The organism is Bacillus sp. JJ1503 (assembly GCF_036965125.1).
Classification (GTDB): domain Bacteria; phylum Bacillota; class Bacilli; order Bacillales; family Cytobacillaceae; genus Cytobacillus.
The window spans coordinates 7,156-8,726 of the sequence record NZ_JBALOZ010000307.1; the positions used below are offsets into that span (position 1 = coordinate 7,156).

At 34.5% G+C, this 1,571-nt stretch carries 2 protein-coding genes; both read left to right on the plus strand.

All coding sequences use genetic code 11. The features are described 5' to 3' along the window. Window positions 1-549 (plus strand): NADPH-dependent FMN reductase (locus tag V7149_RS20935; protein WP_335347528.1); only part of this gene is annotated, 549 nt, incomplete at its 5' end. A gap of 121 nt (window positions 550-670) precedes the next feature. Continuing rightward, complete coding sequence (locus tag V7149_RS20940) at window positions 671-994, plus strand: winged helix-turn-helix transcriptional regulator (RefSeq protein ID WP_335347529.1); 324 nt, start codon at window positions 671-673, stop codon at window positions 992-994. Window positions 995-1,571 lie beyond the last annotated feature (577 nt).

The following is a 1,571-nucleotide window of genomic DNA, read 5'->3' on the forward strand; positions in this document are numbered from 1 at the left end:
GCTATTTCTAGTTCAATTGTTGGGTCAAAAACGCGTACGGCTATGAATGTCGTCTTTGAAGAATTTAAAAAATCCTATGCAACTGTTGAGATTGAGTTAATTGATTTAGCGGAAATAGACATTCGATTTAGTGACGGTCGAAATTATTTAGAGTATGAGGGTGATACTGGACGTATTACAAAAGCTATGATGGAAGCAGATGCTATTGTGATTGGTACACCCATATTTCAAGCATCTATTCCTGCAACGCTTAAAAATTTGTTTGATTTACTGCCTGTGAATGCCTTACGAGATAAAATTGTCAGCATGGTCATTACAGCTGGGTCACCGAAACATTTCCTAATTGCTGAACAACAATTAAAACCAATTCTTTCATATCTGAAGGCGCAAATCGTTCAAACTTATGTCTTTATAGAAGAAAAGGATTTCCATCGTAAAGAAATAGTAAATGATGATATTTTCTTCCGTATTGCACGATTGGTGGAAGACACAGTTTTACTAACCGAAACCTATAAAAATATTCGAGAAGCAAAAGAAGCAGAATACTGATTTTAAAGAAATGATTGAACCATCAGTATTTTCATAGGTGATGGTTCATTGAAATACTGCAAACTCACAGAAAAAAATCAGAATGCCTGCTTGCCCAAATATACGCTAGGAGGGATTAAAAATGAATAAATGTGTGGTTAATCCCAGCTTTAAGAAAACAATAAGTATTTTGAGTAAACGTTGGAATGGCTTAATTATTTATACGATGCTAGACGGGCAACAGCGTTTTCATAGTATTGAATCTTCAATAGGAATAAGTAGAAGAGTACTGTCCGAAAGGCTAAAAGAATTAGAACGGCTAGGAATTGTTAAACGGGTTATCTTTCTAGAAACTTCTGTTCGAATCGAATATTCATTGACAGAAAAAGGTTTAGCCTTTAAGCCAATTCTGAATGAGATAGAGAAATGGTCAAATAAATGGGAGAGTACCGAGCAAACTAGCTAAATTTTTATTAAAAAGATAATGGTGCATTCTATCAACTTTTTAGTAATGATACTGTAGATAACTGCTGCCCGATTGTTGAATAAGGTATTTGGGAAATGATGTTAAAATGAGAAGAGCATTGTGAAGAAATATACTTAAACGAAAGGTCAGGTTAGTTTAAGATAAACTATGCAAACATAATTAAAAAGCAAAAAACTAAAGACCAGTATAGGCTTTAGCTTTTTCTTAAATCTTTATATTTTTTTCCCCAATCGTTGTTTTTGTGGGTAGGGAATCATATTTACTGTTCTTCACAATATCCTTGAAACAGGATACGTGAGAGTTAACAACTGGAATGACGTACAGGATTATTCTTTGAAGTAAATGTGAAGGCATATTCTAATATTTAACTCAAGGTTTTCTATAATGAAGAGGCTCCTAATTTTAGGCTGCTTCTTTTTTTGTTGAAGTAACAGGATTTGATAGAGTGAATACTGATGCTTTGGCATCCCGTCCTCATTGTTACGAACGGTGTGCTAGAGTTCAATAAGTGCGAGCCATACTCAGCAGCCACTGATTTTCAACAATCGGGCGCTTT

What these genes read in the sequence shown, in the direction of transcription:
- V7149_RS20940 (WP_335347529.1), top strand. Translation starts at nt 671, where the DNA reads ATGAATAAATGTGTGGTTAATCCCAGCTTTAAGAAAACAATAAGTATT.